Origin of the sequence: Nocardia sp. No.11 (assembly GCF_038752175.1) — a bacterium.
In the GTDB taxonomy this organism is placed as follows: domain Bacteria; phylum Actinomycetota; class Actinomycetes; order Mycobacteriales; family Mycobacteriaceae; genus Nocardia; species Nocardia canadensis.
On sequence record NZ_JBCGFB010000010.1, the window covers coordinates 37,069 to 56,378 of the forward strand.

Sequence of the window (19,310 nt, forward strand, 5' to 3'; positions counted from 1 at the left end):
CCCACCCGGTGTTAACCCCGACTGGCAACCGAGCGTCCTCGCCGATCAACGTTCGGCGGCAAAGGAGGCAGCGTAGCGGTCCACATATGGTCTACCCGATTGCATCGCAATTTCCCGCATCAGCTGGTCAGTTGCCACTCTGACCTGGGCGCGGTGCACCGCTGCCGGATACCGCCGCGCCGGCTGGACGCTGATGCGCACCTTGGTGAAACGCAACAGTTTCCGACCGCGGGGGTTCATGCGGTCGGTTCCCTCCAGCACCACGGGCACCACCGGCGCCCCTGTAGCCATGGCAACGCGCAGCGCCCCGGTGCGACCACGATAGACCCTGCCGTCCACCGACCGGGTGCCCTCCGGGTGAATTGCCCAGACGCCGCCCGCTTCGAGGATCCGGGTGGCAGCCGCGAGGGCGTCGGCGGCGGCGTCACCCCCGGTGCGGTCCACCGGTACCTGTCCGGCGGCGGTGAAGAACCACCGCTTGGCCCGTCCGCGCAGGCCGGTGCCGGCGAAGTACTCCTGTTTGGCGAGAAAGGTGAGCGGGCGCGGGATCACCAGCGCCAGGTAGAGCGAGTCGATGAAGGCCAGGTGATTGGCCGCGATGATCACCGGCCCGGTGCGCGGCACGTGCTCGAGACCCTCCACGCGCGGGCGGCCGAGCAATCGCAGCAGCGGGCCGATCAGGACGTGTCTGCACAGCTGGTACCACATGGGACCTCCATCGTAGACAGTGTCTACGCGAGGATAGTAGACATTGTCTACGCAGGCGAGGGCGCGCGTGGCCCACCGGGTGTGCAGAATTGCCCCTATGCCCGAATCGCTGCGTGAGCGCCTGATCGACACCGGTGTCGACCTGCTCGAACGCGACGGCGTCGGCGAACTCGGGCTCCGGGCCATCGCCAGGGCGGCCGGCGTCTCGCACGGTGCCCCGCGCCGCTGGTTCCCCACCCATGCCGCCCTGCTGGCCGCGATCGCCGCGCGGGGCTTCGCCGACCTGATCGACCGCTTCGGCGCGCTCGCCACGATCGCCGACCCACGCGAACGGCTGCGCCGGATGGCGATCGACTACGTCGACTTCGCGCTCACCCGGCCCGAGATGTTCACCCTGATGTTCCGGCACGACCTGCTGGCGGGCTCGGGTGAGAACCTCCGGGCGACGACCCAGCCGCTGTACGGGCAGATCGTCGCGCTGGTCGCCGCCGCAGCCCGGCCGGGCGCCGATGCCCCCGCCACGGCCCTGCTGCTGTGGACGAATGTGCACGGCCTGGCCACCGTCGCAGCCAACCGGACACTCGAAGTCGTTGCCCCGGAAGCGGACCCGCGCGTGCTCGCCGACCGCATCGTCGGCGAGCACCTCACGGGTTAACGGGTGACCTCCGCCAGCGCGGCGACGAAGCGATCGAGGTCGTCGGTGTCGACGAAGTAGTGCGGGGAGGCCCGCACGATCGCGGGCAGGCCGCGCGTGGTCATGTCCAGCAGGGTGGAGCCCGCGTGGCTGACGGTCACGGTGACGGCGTGCTCGGCGAGCCGGTCGCGCAGCGCGAGCGGGTCGTGACCGTCGACGGTGAACGAGACGATCCCGCTGTGCTCGGTGCCGAGGTCGCGCACGGTCACCCCGGGCACGCCGGGCAGGGCTTTGCGCAGGTAACCCGCTCGGTCGGCCACGGCGGCGTAGACCTCGTCCGGCCCGAGGGCGAGTAGGTAGTCCACGGCGGCCCCGAGTCCGAGCCGGGCGGCGACATCGCATTCCCAGAACTCGAAGCGAGACGCGTCGGGGGCGAGCCGGTATTCGTTCGGGCTCACCCACTGCGCGCTGTGCAGATCGAGCCGTCCCGGTTCCATCGTGCGCGCCAGTTCGTCTCGGACGTAGAGGAATCCGGTGCCGCGCGGCCCGCGCAGCCACTTGCGCCCGGTGGCCGAGAGCGCGTCGACGCCGAGCGCGCCGACGTCGATGGGCAACTGCCCGATCGACTGGCAGGCGTCGAGCAGCACCAGCGCGCCCGCCTCGTGGGCGACCCGGGTGGCCTCGCCGACCGGATTCACCAGGCCGCCGTTGGTCGGCGCGTGCTGCAGCGAGACCAGCTTCACCCGCTCGTCGAGCATGGCCGCGAGGGCGTCGGTGTCGAGACGGCCGGTGTCGTCGCTGGGAATGTGCTCGACCACGGCACCGGTCCGCCCGGCCCGCTGGAGCGCGGCGATGGCGTTGCTGGCGTAGTCGGCGCCGGAGATCAGGATGCGGTCGCCGGGACGCAGCGCCACCGCATAGGCGAAATCGGCCCATGACCGGCTCGCACTGTCGCTGAGCGCGATGGTCTCCGGGGTGGCGCCGATCAGGCTCGCGATCGAGGTCTTCACCGCGGCCAGGTCGTCCAGTCGTTCGTTAGCCGCGCGGTAGCCACCGATCTCCGCTTCCCGGCGCAGGTGGGCGATCACGGTGTCGGTGACCACCCGCGGCGACAGCGACGATCCGGCGCTGTCGAGGAATACCTGCCCGGACGCGAGTCCGGGAGTGTCGGCTCTGATCGCGGCGAGGTCCATCATGGCGACGACCCTACCGCCGCCGAGCTGTTCCCCATTTCGTCACTTTTTCTGTCGGTACTCGTCGCTACTCTGGAATGAGTCGGTTGCACGAGCACGCGGTTTCCACGGCGGCACCCAGTACGCGGAGGTTGGCATGGCGGTCACTCTGGAACGTTCTTCGTGGCCCGATTCCGTCACTGACCAGGGCGAACTGTCGTCCAGGGCGGCGGCGGAGGCCTATGTCGGCGGGGTCTGCTTCAAACTCGGGCCACCGGCGCTGATCGGTGCGGAACTGGAGTGGCTCACCGCGGGGCCCACCGGTGCGCGCCCCTCGCTCGAGCTGATGGCAGCGGCCCTCGGGCCCCACGCACCCACCTCGATCGCCCCGGCCTCGGCCGCGGCCCCCCTGCCCGGCGGAAGCAGGGTCACCATCGAACCCGGTGGTCAGATAGAACTATCCAGCGCACCGTTCGCCGATCCGGCGGCGCTGACGCAGCAGCTGGCGGCTGATGCGGCCCGTTTGCGGGACCTGCTCGCCGCCCACGGAATCGGTATCGAATCGGCCGCCGCCGACGCTCGTCGCCCGGCCGAACGGCTCCTCCGCCTACCCCGCTACGCGGCCATGGAACGCCGGTTCGCCGGCGTCGGGCCGTTCGGGGCGCTCATGATGTGCAATACCGCGGCCACCCAGGTCAGCGTCGACGCGGGTGCCGATCCCGACGAGGTCAGGGCCCGCTGGACGGCGCTCTACGTCCTCGGACCGGCACTGATCGCCGCCTTCGCCTGCTCGCCCCGGCTCTACGGCGCACCGCAGGGCGCGTGGGCATCCCAGCGCATGCGCACCTGGCTGCGACTGGACCCCTCGCGCACCCGCCCGCCGGTGGCCGACTGGTCCGATCCGATCACCGCCTACGCGCACTGGGCGCTGGACGTGCCGCTGCTGTGCGTGCGCTGCACCGAGCACGACGCCGACTGGTCACCGCCGCCCGGCGCCACCTTCGCCGACTGGCTGGCGGGCGCGCTCGACGACGAGGTCGGCCGCCGCCCCGGCACCGCCGACCTGGACTATCACCTGACCACCCTGTTCCCGCCGGTCCGGGCCGCGGGCCACCTCGAGGTGCGCTACCTCGACACCCAGCCCGGCGACACCTGGACCACCCCGATCCACCTGTTCGACGCGCTGTTGTCCACGCCCGCGGTCGTCGCCGAGGCGACCGCCCTGGCCGCGCCGACCGCGGGGGAGTGGCTTGGCGCGGCCCGCACCGGCCTGCTCAATCCGCAGGTCCGCCGGGTCGCGGTCGACCTGCTCGAACTCGCCGCCCAGCACGCCCGATCCGCCCCGGCCGCACAGGAATTGGCCCTGGCCGCGCGCCGATGTCGGTCCGGCGACAGTCCCCTCACCGTGGCGCGGGCGCGCAACGGGTCGGGCGGTTCGTGACAGGTACCGCTCCCACCGGCCCGATGACGTTGTCGCCCACACCCTTCCGGAGTTGATCCCGTGACCCTTTCCGCCCCCGCCGATCACCGCGACCGCGACCGCATGCGCGAGCGGATCGCCGAGGTGCTGCAGCGGGCCCGCCGCCGCACCGCCGTTCTCACCGACAGCGTCGACGAGGCCGACCTCATCGCCCAGCATTCGCCGCTGATGAGCCCGCTGGTCTGGGACCTCGCCCACATCGGCAATCAGGAAGAGCTCTGGCTGGTCCGCGATGTCGGTGGCCGCGAGGCGGTCCGGGCCGACATCGACGAGCTCTACGACGCGTTCAAACACGCCCGCGCGAACCGCCCCGCGCTGCCGCTGCTCGATCCCGATCAGGCCCGCGGCTATGTCGGCACCGTCCGCGAGAAGGTCTGGGACGTGCTGGGTTCCAGCGCGCTGTCCGGTGATCCGCTGGTGGACAACGGTTTCGCCTTCGGAATGATCGCCCAGCACGAACAGCAGCACGACGAGACCATGCTCGCCACCCATCAGCTGCGCCTCGGCGCCCCGGTGCTGTCGGCACCGCCCGCGCCCACCGCGCCGAGTCCGGTCACCGGCGAAGTGGTCGTTCCCGGGGGCGAATTCCTGATGGGCACCTCGGCCGACCCGTGGGCCCTGGACAACGAACGCCCCGCGCATCCGGTGCACGTGCCCGGCTTCGCCATCGACATCGCGCCGGTGACCAACGAGCAGTACCTGGCGTTCATCGACGACGGCGGCTACGAACGCCCCGAACTGTGGTCGGAGCGGGGCTGGGCGCACCGGCAGGAGGCCGGGCTCGTCGCGCCGCAGTTCTGGGAGCGCGACGGCGCCCGGTGGACGCGGGTGGCCTTCGGAGTGCGCACCCCGCTCCGGCCGCGGCAGCCGGTCGTGCACGTGTGCTGGTTCGAGGCGCAGGCGTACGCGCGCTGGGCGGGTAAGCGCCTGCCGACCGAGGCCGAGTGGGAGAAGGCGGCCCGGTTCGATCCGGCCACCGGCGGCTCGCGCCGCTATCCGTGGGGCGAGGACACCCCCGACGAGCACCGGGCCAACCTCGGCCAGCGGCACCTGGAACCCGCCGAGGTCGGCGCCTATCCGGCCGGCGTCTCGGCGACCGGCGTGCACCAGCTGATCGGTGACGTCTGGGAGTGGTGCTCCTCGGGCTTCGAGGCCTACCCGGGCTTCCGCGCCTTCCCGTACCGGGAGTACTCGGAGGTCTTCTTCGGCGGCGACTACCGGATTCTGCGCGGCGGCTCGTTCGGCACCGACGAGGTCGCCTGCCGCGGCACCTTCCGCAACTGGGACCACCCGATCCGCAGACAGATCTTCGCCGGGTTCCGGCTGGCCCGCGACCTGCGAGCGGACGAGATCTGATGCGCGGCGGTGACTTCACCGTTCGGCGCCCGGAACCGGCCCGCCGAACGGCAGTGGGCGCGTGTCCGGCGCGTTCTGGGGCCGGCGAACCGACGCGGGTCGCGCCGGAGTCCGGCCATGCCCGGCTCGTACCGGGGGCGGGCTGCTGATGTGCCGTCATCTGGGTTACGTGGGCCCACCGGTCGCGGTCGGTGAGCTGGTCGTGCGTGGCCCCCATTCGCTGTACACGCAGTCCTGGGCGCCCACCGACATGCGGGCGGGCGGCACCATCAACGCCGACGGGTTCGGTGTGGCCTGGTGGCGCCGGGCCGATATCGGCGTCGAGGGGGAACGCGACGCCGCCAGCCGATACCGCAACGCCGCGCCGATCTGGACCGACCCGGCGGTGGTCGAGGTGCTCGGTCAGCTGGAATCGCGCGCCGTGCTCGCCGCCGTGCGGTCGGCCACGGTGGGCATGCCGGTCGAGCGGGCGGCCTGCGCGCCGTTCGTCGACGAGCACTGGGCCTTCAGCCACAACGGCGTCGTCCCCGCGTGGCGGACGACGCTGGCGAGAGTCCGCGCCGACCTGGACGGACTGTTCGCCGCAGGTCCGCTGTTCGGTTCCGCCGAGGTGCTGTTGCGGGCCGAGGCGCTCACCGACTCCGCCGCCCTGTGGGTGCTGTTGCGCGGCCTGCTCGGCGCGATCACCCCCGACGGCCCGATCACCTCGCCCGCCGACGCGCTACGCCTGCTGGTCGCCGCCGTCCTGCGCCACCAGCCCACCGCCCGGCTGAATCTGTTGCTCGGCAACGGGACCGAGCTGTGGGGCACGACCTGCTGGCACGCCCTGTCGGTCCTGGTAGCCGACGACTACACCGTGCTCTGTTCCGAACCGTACGACGCCGATCCACGGTGGCAGCCGATCGCCGATCACCAGCTGGTGATCGCCACGCCCGGCCACTGCACCGTCACCGCTCTCGAGCTTCCCGTCACCGAAAGGGTCCGTTCATGACCGCGCCGCTGCTGGACATCCATCTCACCGACGACGATCTCACCGCGGCCTTGCGCACCGACGCCCGCGCCGGTCTCACCGCCACTCCGAAGTCGCTGCCGCCCAAGTGGTTCTACGACGCCCGGGGCAGCGAGCTGTTCGAGCGGATCACCGAACTGCCCGAGTACTACCCGACCCGCACCGAGCGGGCCCTGCTGGCGCGCGTCGTCGGCGAGATCGCCGCGGCGGCCCGGCCGGAGGTCCTGGTGGAGCTGGGGTCCGGCTCGGCTGCCAAGACCCGGCTGCTGCTGGACGCGCTCACCGCCGAAGGGTCACTGAAGACCTATGTCCCGCAGGATGTCTCGGCATCGGCCCTGCGTGGCGCCGCCGCCGAGATCGCGGCCGAGTACCCGCAGCTGAGCGTGCACGGTGTCGTCAGCGACTTCACCGACACCTTGCACAACCTGCCGCGCGGCGGCCGCCGGATGATCGCTTTCCTCGGCGGCACCCTCGGTAACCTGGTACCCGCCGAACGGACCGAGTTCCTGGCGGGCATCAACGACGTCCTCGAACCCGGGGAACTGCTATTGCTCGGCGCGGGTCTGGTGATCGATCCGGCGGTCCTGGTCCCGGCCTACGACGACGCCGCGGGCGTCACCGCCGAGTTCAACCGCAATGTGCTGCACGTGCTCAACCACCGCCTCGGTGCCGACTTCGCCCCGGACAAGTTCGAGCACGTCGCGCTGTGGGACGCCGAGAACGAGTGGATCGAGATGCGCCTGCGCGCCACCGAGGCGATGACGGCCACCGTCACCGACCTGCACCTGACCGTCGACTTCGCGGCCGGTGAGCAGATGCGCACCGAGATCTCGGCCAAGTTCCGGCCCGAGGGCCTGCGCGCCGAACTCGACGCCGCCGGTTTCGCCACCCTGCGCACCTGGACCGACCAGGACAACCGTTTCGCCCTGGTGCTGGCCGAACGACGCTGAGTTACAGATCGAGTTCGTCGGCGAGGTACTCGCCGTCGGTCAGGTTCTCGTCGCCCTCGAGGTCGCGTTCGACGCCCTCCTCGCCGTCGATCGCGTCGTCGTCGTAGAGGTCGCCGTCGACGGCGTCGTCACCGACCACCCGGACCGCCGAGACCTCGGCGGGGCGTTCGTCCTCGGCGACGGCCTCGCGTTCGGCGCCGGACTCGGACCACTCCTCGTCGGTTTCCTCGGTGATGCCGAGGAAACCGTCGGCGTCGGCCTCGTGATTGCGGATGACGTAGTCCTGCGGCGGGTCCTCGACGTACCGCTCGTATTCGACGATGTCGTCGGCCTGATCGTCGTCGCCCATGTCCATGTCCAGCGGTTCACGGCTCATGGGTCCAGTATCGGCCTCCGGTCGGCGTCCGTCACCGGTGCCACGCCCGCCGGGTCAGTGAGCGACGCCCTCGAGGACGCCGGTGAACCATTCGACCAGCGGCCGCAGCTCGGTCCACGCGCGCCGGATCTCGGCGGCAGCCGCCGGGGTGCTCAGCCAGTCGGGCGCGCCGAACTCGCGGTGCGCGGTCAGCGACTTGTGCCGCAGCAGCTCGATGCGGGGATGGTCGGCGGAGTAGCCCTTCGGTTTGGTCTTGAGGCGGTCGCCGCCGATGGTGAAGCCCGCCGCGGTGGCGTCGGCCAGGATCGACTCCAGTTCGGCGCCGCGCACGTCGTCGTCGATGGTGGCGCGCAGCGTGGCCAGGGCGGCGGGCGACATCATGTAGCAGCCGCCCGCCACGAACAGCCCCGCCGCGCCGATCTGCACGTACCAGCCGACACCGGGCGCGGTGGCCGCGACGGCGCCCTGATGGTTCTTGTAGGGCACCTTGTCGGCGGAGAACCGGACGTCGCGATGCGGCCGGAAGATCTTGGCGGGCCCGAACTCCGCCTCCAGCTCAGCGGTCAGCGCGGCCATCGGCGCGCGCACCGCCTCGTCGTAGGTCTGCTTGTGCGCGGTCCAGAAGGCCTTGGAGTTGTCGGCTTCCAGGTCCTCGTAGAAGTCGAGGGCCGCCAGCGGAAAACCAGTGAAAGCGTCCATGGTGGGAGTGCGTCTCAGTTCTGTGCGGGGATCAGGTCGGCATCGAAGAAGAACACCCGGAGGGCCACTCCGGCAAGCAGCGCGGTCAGCGCGGCCACCGCGGACCAGTTGCCGAGCGGCTCGCCCTTCTTGTGACCGTAGAGCCCGAAGCCGATCCCGAGGACACCGAAGATGATCGGGAAGAACAGCAGGGCCACGACCGCCGACACGAAGGCCACGGTCGACCAGGTCTGGCGCGCCGGGGCGGTGCCGTCGGGCCGGTCGGTGTCGGCGGGCAGGCCGCCGTAGGCAACATCGGGGCGACCACCGGGCTGTCTGCCGCCGGTCGCCCGTCCCGTGGCGGGCGCGTCGTCGGTCTCGAGTGAGTACGACACCGGGGGCCTGCCCGACGTGTCGTCCCGGTTCGACGGCGCGGTCTCCTCGGATGCTTCCGGCGCGGCGTGCCGGGGCCGGTATTCGGCGGGCTCGTCGGGGTTCGGTGTCGGCTGCTGGGGCGTGCTCATCGATCCTCCCTGAGGCGATCCTGCGGCTACCGCTACCAGTATTGCCCGCCGCGGGTCAGGATCCGCCGATCGCCGCGACGAACAGCACGAACGCGAGAACGGCGAGGGCGGCTACGGCGCCGTTGGCGATCGCTGCCCATTTGCCCATCTGCTCGCCCTTGGCGTGGCCGACGACGCCGAGCACGATCCCGGTCGGCGCGGTGACCAGCACGGGCAGCCCGCACAGCAGCAGTCCGCCAAGGACCGAGGCGGCGACGCAGCAGAAGCTCAGGATCGACCAGATGGGCGTGCTGTCGACATAGCCGTAGCGCGGAGTCAGCGGCTGGGGCGGGCCGTAAGCGGGCCGGGCATACCCCGGATAGCCCGCGGCGGGCGGATACGCCGGGCGCGGGAACATGGGGCCGGCGACCGGTGGTGGCGGAGGATACGGCGGCAGCTCCACCGGCGGCGCGGGCCGCTCGACCCCGGCCCACGGCGCCTCGGTGTGCGGCGGTGCCGGGGTGGGTGGCGGTGCCAGGGTGGGCGGAACGGCTGCCTGCTCCGGGTGCGGCGGCAACTCAGCGGGCGGCGTGCCGTCGTTCCACATCCGCTCGGTGGGCGCCGGAGCGTCCTGCACCCGCGGCACCACCCGGTCCTTACCCAGCTCGACCGGCCTTTCCGGTTCGGTACTCATGTTCCCCCCTGCCACGTCCCGTATTACAGGACCCACCATGCCCGAAGAGCAGTCGGTGCGCCACGTCCGAAGACAAGGCGCACCGACTGCTCTCGCTGGCGCATGGGTAACTCACCGGGTGCGGGCGAACCCCCACTCCGAAATCCTGGCCGCGTCCCCAACTCGCCCCGCACCTGAGTCCGGCCAGAATGTGCGGAGAGGCGGACCAGCCTAGGCGTTGCCGTTGAACAGGCCGGTGACCGAGCCGTTCTCGAAGACCTCGCGGATGGTGCGGGCCAGCAGCGGCGCGATGGACAGCACGGTCAGCGTGGGGAACTTCTTGTCCTCGCTGATCGGCAGGGTGTTGGTGATGACGACCTCCCTGGCGCCGCAGTTGGCGAGGCGCTCGGCGGCCGGATCGCTCAGCACACCGTGGGTGGCGGCGATGATGACATCGCCCGCGCCGGCTTCCTTGAGCACCTTGACCGCGCCGGCGATGGTGCCACCGGTGTCGATCATGTCGTCGATCAGCACGCAGGTGCGGCCCTCGACGTCACCGACGACGCGGTTGGACTTCACCTGGTTGGGCACCAGCGGGTCGCGGGTCTTGTGGATGAACGCCAGCGGGGTGCCGCCGAGCGAGTCGGCCCACTTCTCGGCGACCTTCACGCGGCCCGCGTCGGGCGAGACCACGGCCAGGTTGTCGGACGGGTAGTTGGTGCGGATGTACTCCGAGAGTTGCACCAGCGCGTGCATGTGATCGACGGGGCCGTCGAAGAAGCCCTGGATCTGGTCGGTGTGCAGGTCGACGGTGATGATGCGGTCGGCGCCCGCGGTCTTGAGCAGGTCGGCGACGAGGCGGGCCGAGATCGGCTCGCGGCCGCGGTGCTTCTTGTCCTGGCGGGCGTACGGGTAGAACGGCAGCACCGCGGTGATCCGCTTGGCCGAGCCGCGCTTGAGCGCGTCGATCATGATGAGCTGTTCCATCAGCCACTGGTTCAGCGGGGCCGGGAAGCTCTGCAGCACGAAGGCGTCGGAACCGCGCACCGACTCCTCGAACCGCACGAAGATCTCGCCGTTGGCGAAGTCGCGCGCGGTCTGCGGCGTGATGTCGACGTCCAGTTCCTTGGCGACCTGCTCGGCCAGCTCAGGATGTGACCGGCCGGCGAAGAGCATCAAGTTCTTCTGGTTGTCGATCGAGAACGCGGTCACTGCTGGTTGCCATCCTTTTGCTCGATTGTCTGATCAGACGTCTCGTTTGCCGCGATGGCATCCGCCGCCGCGCGCGCCGCAGCGGTTCCTGGACGGTAACGCTGCACCCAGTTCTCAATGATGCGCTGTGGTCCACCCGACACCGCAAGTGCCCCCGGTGGAACGCTTCTACGCAGCACAGTACCCGCTCCCGTATAGGCGCCGTCACCCACGGTGACGGGAGCGATGAACATGGTGTCGCTACCGGTCCGCACATGGGAACCGACCACAGTGTGGTGTTTGTTGACGCCGTCATAGTTCACGAAAACGCTGGAAGCGCCGATGTTGCTGTACTCGCCGATGGTCGCGTCACCGACGTAGGTCAGGTGCGGCACCTTCGAGTGCGCTCCGATCGAGGCGTTCTTGGTTTCGACGAAGGCGCCGAGCTTGCCCTGCTCGCCGACGACGGTGCCCGGCCGCAGGTAGCTGAAGGGACCGATGGTCGCGCTGTCGCCGATCTCGGCGCGCTCGCCATGGGAACGGACCACACTCGCGCCCGCGCCGACGACGACGTCGGTCAGCGTGGTGTCCGGCCCGATCTCGGCGTCCTCGCCGATGTGGGTCTCGCCGAAGAGCTGGGTGCCCGGCCGCAGCACGGCGTCGCGCCCGATCCGCACGCCGGCGTCGACCCAGGTCGTCGCCGGATCGATGATCGTCACGCCGGCCCGCATGTGCCGTTCGAGGATGTAGCGGTTGAGGGTGGCGCCCGCCTGCGAGAGCTGCACCCGGTCGTTGACCCCGGTGACCTTGTTCGCGTCGACCAGGCGCGCGCCGTGCACCGGGTGCCCGGCCTCGCGGGCCAGGCGCAGCACGTCGGTGAGGTAGAGCTCGTGCTGGGCGTTGGCGGTGGACAGCCGCCCGATCATGGTGCGCAGCACCGAGGCGTCGAAGGCGTAGACGCCGGAGTTGACCTCTTTGATCTTGGTCTGTTCCGGGGTGGCGTCGGCGTGCTCGACGATCTCGGCGACCTGGCCGTCGGCGTCGCGCACGATCCGGCCGTAGCCGTTGGCGTCGTCGGGGACGAAGGTCAGCACGGTGACCGCCGGGCGTTCGGCGTAGCTGCGGTGCTCGTCGAGCAGCGCGGCGAGGGTGTGCCCGTCCAGCAGCGGGACGTCGGCCGAGGTGACGAGCAGGTCGCCGTCGAAGTCCGTCGGCACCGAGTCCAGTGCGCACTGCACCGCGTGGCCGGTACCGAGCTGCTCCTCCTGTACCGCGCAGACGATCTCGCGGCCGAGTTCCTTGCCCACCTCGGCGACGGCGGCGGCGACCTTGTCGCGGTCGTGGCCGACCACGGTGATCAGGTGGGTCGGGTCGATCTCGTCGGCGGCGTGCAGCGCGTGCGAGAGCATCGACCGACCGGCCAATGGGTGCAGCACTTTCGGGGTCTTCGACCGCATTCGCGTCCCGGCACCAGCGGCGAGAACGACGACGGCGGTCTGCGGTGGCATGGATCTCCCTCGGCTGCCTGTCAGCGAGTGTGCTGTGGCGGGTTCGGTCGGTGATGGTGCGGGCCGACGATACGTCACTGTGTCCGTGTGCTCCGCCGCCAGGACTCGAACCTGAACTATCTGAACCAAAATCAGAGGTGCTGCCATTACACTACGGCGGATCGCCACACCAGTGGGCCGTGAGAGCCCACCACTGTGCTACGGCACGGCCATGATCCTCGCACAGTTCCGCCTCTCCGTAAATTTTGGCCGGACCTAGGTGCGGGGTGAGTCGTGAACGCGGCAGGCCTTGCCGAGGTGGCAGGTCGGCCCGTCCCCGGTGAGTTACCCCTGTGCTCGCGAAATCAGTTGGTCGGCGGGCGGGGTGGGGTCTGTGGACGGGTGGGGCGGTCTGAGACAGTTGGGGGGACTGTCGGGCGGTAGGAGAGGCGGGATCTGGTGAGTGATGCGGGGCGGCCCAGTAGACCGAGGATGACCGGTACGCAACGACGGCAGCAGCTGATCGAGATCGGTCGCGCGTTGTTCGCCGAGCGGGGATATGACGCGACATCGATCGAGGAGATCGCCCAGCGTGCCCAGGTGTCCAAGCCCGTGGTCTACGAGCACTTCGGTGGCAAGGAAGGGCTCTACGCGGTCGTGGTCGACCGCGAGATGTCGATGCTGCTGGACATGATCACCTCCTCGCTGACCCAGAACCGCTCGCGGGTCCGGCTCGAACAGGTGGCGCTGGCCCTGCTGGCCTACATCGAGGAGCGCACCGACGGGTTCCGGATCCTGGTGCGCGACCAGCCCGCCGTGAACGCCGACGGTCGCTACTCGAGCCTGCTCAACGAGGCGGTCAACCAGGTCGCGCATCTGCTCGCCGGTGATTTCGCGCGGCGCGATCTGGACCCGAGCCTGGCTCCGCTCTACGCGCAGGCGCTCGTCGGTATGGTCTCGACCGCGGCGACCTGGTGGCTCGACGAGCGCACGCCTTCGAAAGAAGTGGTCGCGGCCCATCTGGTCAACCTGTGCTGGAACGGATTGAGCCACTTGGAAGCCGAACCGGGGCTCAGCTCCGAATGGAATACGGGACAGGCAGGCGGATCGGCGGGGTAACCGGACGATAGCGCCCGCGGCCACAGCGAATCCAGGATTCGGCTGCCGCGTAGCCGCCTGGTGGTACGGTTCACCCATCCTTTTGGGTGCTGCCGGGCGGTAAGTCGATCAAACTTCGGGATGTCGGTCTACTTCAGGATGGCTGGATTATTGGATGACAGGCGGATCTGATGGCTAGGCAAGCGCGCGCGGAGATCACCCGCGACTCCGTCCTTGCTGGCGCTGCCGATGTCTTTCTCCGTTTGGGCTACGCCAACGCGAGCCTCAGCGAAATCATCGCGCAGTCCAATGTGACCAAGGGCGCCTTGTACTTTCACTTCGGCTCCAAGGAGGAGCTGGCCAGGGCGGTGGTCGATCAGGGCAACGAGCGCCTGGTCGGTTCGTGCCAGGGATTCTTCGATTCCCGGGTGCCCGCGCTGGAGGCGTGCATCGGCATCACCTACGTGGTGGCCGATCTGTCGATGAACGATCCGATGGTGGGGGCGATGCTCAAGCTCACCCACCAGATCGGCGACTATCGCGGCGCCCAGGGCGACAACATCGCCAAGGTCTGGAGTGAGACCTACCGGGTGCTGGCCGAGCGGGCCATCGCCCAGGGCGACCTGCACGCCGACCTCGATCCCGAGGTGGTCGGGCTGCTGCTGCACGAGCTGACGGCGGGCGTGCACATCGTCGCGGTCGGAACCGAGTCGATGGATCAGATGGCGTCCAGGATGGAACGCGCCTGGTACTTCCTGCTGCCCTCGATCGTGCCGACGGAGAAGTTGTCGTACTTCCGCGAGTTCGCCGCCCGCCGCCTGCGTCGCTACGTGCTCTAGCCGGTGGCCTAGACGCTGCGGTCGGTGCCGAGCACCGCCCGCACGTCGGCCTCGGCGCCGGTGGTCTCGATCCTGACCTCGTCGCGCCCGAACGCGTGCAGCAGCAGCTCCGACGGCTTGCCGGTGAGCACGACCTCGGTGCCCGCCGCGCGATGCGCGGTCACCCGGTCGCCGTCCGGCGTCGCGAGCACCACGGCGACCGGCGACTTGCGGTAGGCGGTGCGCGCCACCATGCGCAGCGCCGACCACAGCCGCGCCTCGTCGGAGGCCACGAATTCCCGTGGCGTCCAACCGGGTTCGGCCCGGCGGACGTCCTCGTGGTGGACGAACATCTCGGACAGGTTGGCGAACGCGTCGACCGGCCGCAGCGGCGACCACCACGGCGGCCCGGTGCGCACCAGCTCGGCCAGTTCGGCGAACGGCCGCTGCGCGATCTTGTCCTGGGTCGCGTCCAGGTAGCCGGCCAGCGGCCGGATCAGGATGCCGAGGGAGGCGTCGGGCCTGCGCTCCCGGACCACCAGGTGGGCGGCCAGGTCGTGCACCGTCCACGTACCGCACAGGGTCGGCGCCGACGGCCCCGCTTCGATCATTGTCGCCACCAGGGCGTGGCGTTCCCGCTGAGCCAGACTCACGATCTCGACGGTACGCCCGCGCGGCGGAAAACGCCTCGTCGGATGTGCCCCCGGACCGCACCGGCGCCGGTCAGGAGGCGTGCGCCGACGGTGTCGGGGCCGGTGATTAGACTCGACGCGGAACATCCCGTCTGCGTATTCAGGAGCGTTCATGTCCTCCCTTCGTCCTCCGCTCGCCGGTCTGGCCGAGGCGGCTGGGGGTGACGCCGCGCTGCGGACGGTTGCCGACCTGGTCGGCAAGTCCGGGGTGGAACTGGTCGCCCCGTCGGCCGTGCGGCCGTTCGTCGCCGCGACGATCGCGGCCCAGCAGCCGCTGGTGGTGGTCACCGCCACCGGGCGCGAGGCGGACGACCTCACCGTCGAGCTGGCCGAGATGCTCGGGCCCTCGGTGGCCATGTTCCCGTCCTGGGAGACGCTGCCGCACGAGCGGCTCTCGCCCGGCCCCGACACCGTCGGCCGCAGGCTCGAGGTGCTGCGCAGGCTGGCCCACCCCGAGGACCCGGTGTATCCGGAGCCGCTGCGCGTCGTCGTGACCACCGTGCGCTCGCTGATGCAGCCGATGACGGCGGGCCTTGGCGACATCGAACCGATCGTGCTGCGCACCGGCGCCGACTACGACTTCGACGAATTGCTCACCCGCCTGGTCGAATTCGCCTACACCCGGGTCGACATGGTCGGCAAGCGCGGCGAGTTCGCGGTGCGCGGCGGCATCCTCGACCTGTTCCCGCCGACCGCCGATCATCCGGTGCGCGTGGAGTTCTGGGGCGACGAGATCACCGAGCTGCGCCCGTTCTCGGTCGCCGACCAGCGCTCGCTGGGCGAGCACACCGTCGACACCGTGGTCGCGCCGCCGTGCCGGGAGTTGCTGCTCACCGCGCCGGTGCGGGAACGCGCCGCCGCCGTGGCGGTCGACAACGCCGCCGACGCCGCCTTGGTCGAAATGCTCGACAAGATCGCCGAGGGTATCCCGGTCGACGGCATGGAGGCGCTGCTGCCGGTCCTGGCGCCCGGCAAGCTGAGCCTGCTCACCGAGGCGCTGCCCGCGGGCACCCACCTGCTGCTGTGCGATCCGGAGAAGATCCGCACCCGCGCCGCCGATCTCGTACGCACCGGCGAGGAATTCCTCGAAGCCTCCTGGACCGCCGCCTCGTTCGGCAGCGACGCGCCGTTGGGCGCGCACGGTCTGGATCTGGCCGCCTCCGGCTACCGCAGCCTGCCGGAATTGCACACCAGCGCCGACGAACTCGGGCTGCCGTGGTGGTCGCTGAGCCCGCTCAGCTCCGGTGATCCGGTCGAGGTGAACCTGCCCGTGCTGGCCGGGCCGACCGCACGCGGGTCCGAGGAACTGGTCGCCACCATCTTCGCCTCGCTGCGCGCGCACGTCGCCACCGGCGGTCGTGCCGTCGTCGTGGTCACCGGACACGGGACGGCGCAACGCATTCTGGAACGCCTCGCCGACGCCGAGGTGCCCGCGACCGCGCTGGCGGCGGGCGCGGTGCCGGACGCGGGCGTGGTCGGGGTGCTGTGCGGCTCGCTGCACGACGGCCTGATATTCGACGACGCGGGCCTGGTCGTCGTCGCCGAGTCGGACCTCACCGGCAACCGGGTCACCGCGCCCACCGAGGGCAAGCGGCTGCCCGCCAAGCGCCGCAACCAGGTCGACCCGCTGGCGCTGTCGGCCGGCGACATGGTGGTGCACGACCAGCACGGCATCGGCCGCTTCGTCGAGATGATCGAGCGGACCATCGGCGGGGCCCGGCGCGAGTACCTGGTCATCGAGTACGCGCCCAGCAAGCGCGGCCAGCCCGGCGACCGGCTGTTCGTGCCGATGGAGTCGCTCGATCAGCTCTCCCGCTACGTCGGCGGCGAACTGCCCAGCCTGTCCAAGCTCGGCGGGTCGGACTGGGCGAACACGAAACGCAAGGCGCGCAAGGCTGTTCGCGAGATCGCGGGCGAGCTGGTGCAGCTCTACGCGGCGCGGCAGGCCGCGCCCGGGCACGCCTTCGCCCCGGACACGCCGTGGCAGCAGGAGATGGAGGACGCGTTCGCGTTCACCGAGACCGTCGATCAGATGACCGCCATCACCGACGTCAAGGCCGACATGGAGAAGGCGGTCCCGATGGACCGCGTGGTGTGTGGTGACGTCGGCTACGGCAAGACCGAGATCGCCGTGCGCGCCGCGTTCAAGGCGGTCCAGGACGGCAAGCAGGTCGTCGTGCTGGTGCCGACGACGCTGCTGGCCCAGCAGCACCTGCAGACCTTCACCGAACGGGTCGCCGGGTTCCCGGTGAAGGTGAAGGGCCTGTCGCGCTTCACCGACGCCGCCGAGTCCAAGGAGATCCTGGCCGGGATGGCCGACGGTGAGGTCGACATCGTGGTCGGCACCCACCGGCTGCTGCAGACCGGCGTGCGCTGGAAGGACCTGGGTCTGGTCATCGTCGACGAGGAACAGCGCTTCGGTGTCGAGCACAAGGAGCACATCAAGGCGCTGCGCACCCACGTCGACGTGCTCACCATGTCGGCCACCCCGATCCCGCGCACCCTGGAGATGAGCCTGGCGGGCATCCGCGAGATGTCGACCATCCTGACCCCGCCGGAGGAACGGCACCCGGTGCTCACCTACGTCGGCGCCTACAACGACAAGCAGGTCACCGCCGCCATCCGTCGCGAGCTGATGCGCGACGGCCAGGTCTTCTACGTGCACAACCGGGTCTCCTCGATCGACAAGGCGGCCAAGAAGATTCGCGAGCTGGTGCCCGAGGCCAGGGTCGTCGTCGCGCACGGGCAGATGAACGAGGACCAGCTCGAGCGCACCGTGCAGGGCTTCTGGGAGCGCGAATACGACGTGCTGGTCTGCACCACGATCATCGAGACCGGCCTCGACATCTCCAACGCCAACACCCTGATCGTGGAACGCGCCGACTCCCTGGGCCTGTCGCAGCTGCACCAGCTGCGTGGCCGCGTCGGGCGCTCCCGCGAGCGCGGCTACGCCTACTTCCTGTACCCGCCGGAGAAGCCCCTGACCGAGACCGCCTACGACCGGCTCGCCACCATCGCGCAGAACTCGGATCTGGGCGCGGGCATGGCCGTGGCCATGAAGGACCTCGAGATCCGCGGCGCGGGCAACGTGCTCGGCGCCGAGCAGTCCGGTCACGTCGCCGGCGTCGGCTTCGACCTGTACGTGCGGCTGGTCGGCGAGGCCGTGGAGGCCTATCGCGCGGCCGCCGACGGCAAGCCGATCGTCACCGAGGAGACCAAGGAGGTGCGCATCGACCTGCCGGTGGACGCGCACATCCCGCCCGACTACGTCGCCAGCGACCGGCTGCGGCTCGAGGCCTACCGCAAGCTCGCCGCCGCCCAGGACGACGCGGCGCTGGCCGCGGTGGTGGAGGAACTCGTCGACCGGTACGGCCCGCTGCCGGTGGAGGTCGGCAGGCTCGTCTCGGTCGCCAAGCTGCGGCTGCTGGCCCGCGCCTACGACGTGTCCGAGATCGTGGTCACCGGAACAACACTCAAGATCGCGCCGCTGACGCTGCCCGATTCCAAACAGCTCCGGCTCAAGCGGCTCTACCCGAGCGCCACCTACCGCGCGGCCAGCGGCCTCGTGCAGTTGCCGCTGCCCCGGATCACCGACAGCGTCGGCGCCGACCGGGTGCGCGATGTGGCCGTGCTGCAGTTCGTCGCCGATCTGCTGCTCGCGCTCGACGGCAAACCCCAAGGCATGGTGGATCTCTCGGTGCCGACCGAAGCGACTCCGGTCTGATGGGCGGCGAGGTCCGCGCGCAGGAGGCGGCCGACGCCGCGGTGGTCGCGGCCGGCCTGGCAGGCGCGGTCGAGGTGATGGACCGGCTGTGGCATTTCGGCGGCTGGGAGACCACCCAGACCCACGACTCGCTGCGCCCGTACCTGCTCGAGGAGACTTACGAGCTGCTCGACGCGATCCAGGCGGGCGACTACGAGACGATCAAGGAGGAACTCGGTGACCTGCTGCTGCAGGTGCTGTTCCACTCCCGGATCGCCGAGGCCGCGGGTGAATTCACCGTCGACGAGGTGGCGGCGACGCTGGTGGGCAAGCTCGTGCACCGCAGCCCGCACCTGATCGATGCCGACCTGCCCGCGGGCACCTCGGTCGCCGACAAGATCGCCGCGCAGGAAAAGGCCTGGGAGGAACGCAAATCCGCGGAGAAGTCGCGGCGTTCCTGCCTCGACGGGATCGCGATGGCCCAGCCCGCGCTGGCCCTGGCCGAGAAGGTGCGCTCGCGCAGCGCCAGAGCGGGCCTGCCCGACGATCTGGTGCCGCGCGCGCTGCGGGTGGTCGAGCTCGGCGGGCCCGATTCCGCCGAGGAGCGGCTGCGCAAGGCCACCATCGATTTCGCCGCCGCGATCCGGGCCGCCGAGGACGCGGCCGAAGCCGCGCGGGGCGAGCGGGCCGCGCTGACGGCGGCGCAGTGGCGCGCGTTCTGGCCGCACGAGTTATCGGTCAGCTAATCGGATCGTTCGCGCAGGTGGCGGCTGAGACGTTGC

At 70.4% G+C, this 19,310-nt stretch carries 18 protein-coding genes and 1 tRNA gene; 9 read left to right on the forward strand and 10 right to left on the reverse strand.

Features of this window, described 5'->3' with window-relative positions; translation table 11 throughout:
- Positions 1-45: 45 nt before the first annotated feature.
- Positions 46-708, reverse strand: a complete 663-nt coding sequence (locus V8688_RS05275) for a lysophospholipid acyltransferase family protein (RefSeq protein ID WP_342800300.1) — start codon at positions 706-708, stop codon at positions 46-48.
- Between the two features lie 97 nt (positions 709-805).
- Between V8688_RS05275 and V8688_RS05280 the strand changes: the two genes are divergently transcribed.
- Positions 806-1,363: a TetR/AcrR family transcriptional regulator gene (locus tag V8688_RS05280; RefSeq protein ID WP_342800301.1), complete on the forward strand. Its 558-nt coding sequence runs from the start codon at positions 806-808 to the stop codon at positions 1,361-1,363.
- Here the strand turns inward: V8688_RS05280 and V8688_RS05285 are convergent.
- Complete coding sequence (locus V8688_RS05285) at positions 1,360-2,538, reverse strand: aminotransferase class V-fold PLP-dependent enzyme (protein WP_316576070.1); 1,179 nt, start codon at positions 2,536-2,538, stop codon at positions 1,360-1,362. The genes V8688_RS05280 and V8688_RS05285 overlap by 4 nt on opposite strands.
- Before the next feature lie 133 nt (positions 2,539-2,671).
- On the opposite strand from V8688_RS05285, the gene egtA reads away from it, so the two are divergent.
- The 4 genes from egtA to egtD all read left to right on the forward strand — a co-directional run bounded on the left by egtA (position 2,672) and on the right by egtD (position 7,309).
- Positions 2,672-3,955: an ergothioneine biosynthesis glutamate--cysteine ligase EgtA gene (gene egtA, locus V8688_RS05290; protein WP_342800302.1), complete on the forward strand. Its 1,284-nt coding sequence runs from the start codon at positions 2,672-2,674 to the stop codon at positions 3,953-3,955.
- 102 nt (positions 3,956-4,057) lie between these two features.
- The gene (gene egtB, locus V8688_RS05295; RefSeq protein ID WP_218717236.1) at positions 4,058-5,350 is read left to right on the forward strand and encodes an ergothioneine biosynthesis protein EgtB; all 1,293 of its coding nucleotides are present in this window, start codon (positions 4,058-4,060) and stop codon (positions 5,348-5,350) included.
- A gap of 148 nt (positions 5,351-5,498) precedes the next feature.
- Positions 5,499-6,341 (forward strand): ergothioneine biosynthesis protein EgtC, encoded by an 843-nt coding sequence (egtC, locus tag V8688_RS05300; RefSeq protein ID WP_342800303.1) that lies wholly within the window; start codon positions 5,499-5,501, stop codon positions 6,339-6,341.
- A complete protein-coding gene (gene egtD, locus V8688_RS05305) occupies positions 6,338-7,309 on the forward strand; it encodes an L-histidine N(alpha)-methyltransferase (protein WP_342800304.1) in 972 nt (323 codons plus the stop codon). Before egtC ends, egtD begins: the two co-directional genes overlap by 4 nt.
- A gap of 1 nt (position 7,310) precedes the next feature.
- On the opposite strand, the gene V8688_RS05310 is transcribed toward egtD, so the two are convergent.
- The 7 genes from V8688_RS05310 to V8688_RS05340 form a co-directional block, all read right to left on the reverse strand.
- Positions 7,311-7,685 carry a hypothetical protein gene (locus tag V8688_RS05310; RefSeq protein WP_316576069.1) on the reverse strand — a complete coding sequence of 125 codons (375 nt, stop codon included), beginning with the start codon at positions 7,683-7,685 and terminating at the stop codon, positions 7,311-7,313.
- Positions 7,686-7,739: 54 nt separating this feature from the next.
- Positions 7,740-8,384, reverse strand: coding sequence for a DUF2461 domain-containing protein (locus V8688_RS05315; RefSeq protein WP_342800305.1), 645 nt, complete (start codon positions 8,382-8,384; stop codon positions 7,740-7,742).
- A gap of 14 nt (positions 8,385-8,398) precedes the next feature.
- Entirely contained in the window at positions 8,399-8,887 is a 489-nt protein-coding gene (locus tag V8688_RS05320) for a hypothetical protein (protein ID WP_342800306.1), read from the reverse strand.
- A 55-nt stretch (positions 8,888-8,942) separates the two neighbouring features.
- Positions 8,943-9,560 (reverse strand): hypothetical protein, encoded by a 618-nt coding sequence (locus tag V8688_RS05325; RefSeq protein ID WP_342800307.1) that lies wholly within the window; start codon positions 9,558-9,560, stop codon positions 8,943-8,945.
- A 210-nt stretch (positions 9,561-9,770) separates the two neighbouring features.
- On the reverse strand, positions 9,771-10,751 hold the full coding sequence (locus V8688_RS05330) for a ribose-phosphate diphosphokinase (RefSeq protein WP_218716034.1): 981 nt from the start codon (positions 10,749-10,751) through the stop codon (positions 9,771-9,773).
- Entirely contained in the window at positions 10,748-12,238 is a 1,491-nt protein-coding gene (gene glmU / locus V8688_RS05335; protein ID WP_342800308.1) for a bifunctional UDP-N-acetylglucosamine diphosphorylase/glucosamine-1-phosphate N-acetyltransferase GlmU, read from the reverse strand. The genes V8688_RS05330 and glmU overlap by 4 nt, the downstream gene beginning before the upstream one ends.
- Before the next feature lie 90 nt (positions 12,239-12,328).
- A tRNA-Gln gene (locus tag V8688_RS05340) sits at positions 12,329-12,399 on the reverse strand.
- Between the two features lie 310 nt (positions 12,400-12,709).
- Here V8688_RS05340 and V8688_RS05345 point away from each other — a divergent pair.
- Positions 12,710-13,336, forward strand: coding sequence for a TetR/AcrR family transcriptional regulator (locus tag V8688_RS05345; RefSeq protein ID WP_218716036.1), 627 nt, complete (start codon positions 12,710-12,712; stop codon positions 13,334-13,336).
- 170 nt (positions 13,337-13,506) lie between these two features.
- Complete coding sequence (locus tag V8688_RS05350; protein WP_218716037.1) at positions 13,507-14,154, forward strand: TetR/AcrR family transcriptional regulator; 648 nt, start codon at positions 13,507-13,509, stop codon at positions 14,152-14,154.
- An 8-nt stretch (positions 14,155-14,162) separates the two neighbouring features.
- Here the strand turns inward: V8688_RS05350 and V8688_RS05355 are convergent, their stop codons facing one another.
- A complete protein-coding gene (locus V8688_RS05355; RefSeq protein WP_218716038.1) occupies positions 14,163-14,786 on the reverse strand; it encodes a TIGR03085 family metal-binding protein in 624 nt (207 codons plus the stop codon).
- A gap of 151 nt (positions 14,787-14,937) precedes the next feature.
- On the opposite strand from V8688_RS05355, the gene mfd reads away from it, so the two are divergent.
- Both mfd and V8688_RS05365 read left to right on the forward strand, forming a co-directional pair.
- Positions 14,938-18,549 carry a transcription-repair coupling factor gene (gene mfd, locus V8688_RS05360; protein ID WP_218716039.1) on the forward strand — a complete coding sequence of 1,204 codons (3,612 nt, stop codon included), beginning with the start codon at positions 14,938-14,940 and terminating at the stop codon, positions 18,547-18,549.
- The gene (locus V8688_RS05365) at positions 18,549-19,274 is read left to right on the forward strand and encodes a MazG family protein (RefSeq protein ID WP_218716040.1); all 726 of its coding nucleotides are present in this window, start codon (positions 18,549-18,551) and stop codon (positions 19,272-19,274) included. Before mfd ends, V8688_RS05365 begins: the two co-directional genes overlap by 1 nt.
- Positions 19,275-19,310 lie beyond the last annotated feature (36 nt).